General features: G+C 63.4%; 1 protein-coding gene. It reads right to left on the bottom strand.

Going from position 1 to position 596, the window contains the following annotated elements; all coding sequences use genetic code 11:
• Window positions 1–596, bottom strand: a 596-nt coding sequence (locus ACYPYD_RS24320; RefSeq protein WP_459666008.1) for an SRPBCC family protein, incomplete at both ends; no start/stop codon positions are given.

Here is a 596-nt window from a genome sequence, read left to right as displayed (position 1 = left end):
ACCGGGAAGGCCATGCACCACAGATCGAACGTGCACTTGTTCGGGTCGGTGGGGTGCGGCTCGGTGCGGAAGAAAATCAGGTTGTCCGGCAGGAAGCTGATGGTGACGTTGGGGAACATCACCGTATGCGGGCTGTCGGTGATCTCCTCGTCGTCCATGTGCTCGTAGTGGACGTAGCCGCGCTCCTTCCACAGCCGCTTCTTGGCGGCCTTGAGGTCGAGCCAGCCCTGCATCGCCTTGGTCTCGTAGTCCGGGTAGGCGGCGGGATCGATGTCCCACGCCTGCAGGATCATGTCGAAGGGATGCACCACGCCGTCTGGCAGGCGATCCGACAGCGAGGGGCGCATCGGCTGCACGGTGCGGCCATGACCGTTCGCCCACATCTCGTGCCGCGCGGTGTCGACGTCCTGGTCGATCCATGGCGGCACCTGCGGGTGCGCGGTGCGGGTGTGATAGCTTTCGGAGAAGTTGTCGGTGGCGAACTTCCAGTTGGTTTCGAGGTCGATCTTCATCCAGAACACGCGCACGGCGGTGTCCATCGGGTAGTTCTTGTAAAGGTCCGGCATCGGCGACAGGAAGTCGAGCAGTTCGGGCGC

Source organism: Novosphingobium sp. 11B (assembly GCF_054589055.1).
The sequence above is the reverse complement of the archived record's forward strand: the minus strand, read 5'-3'. Positions and strand labels throughout refer to the sequence as shown.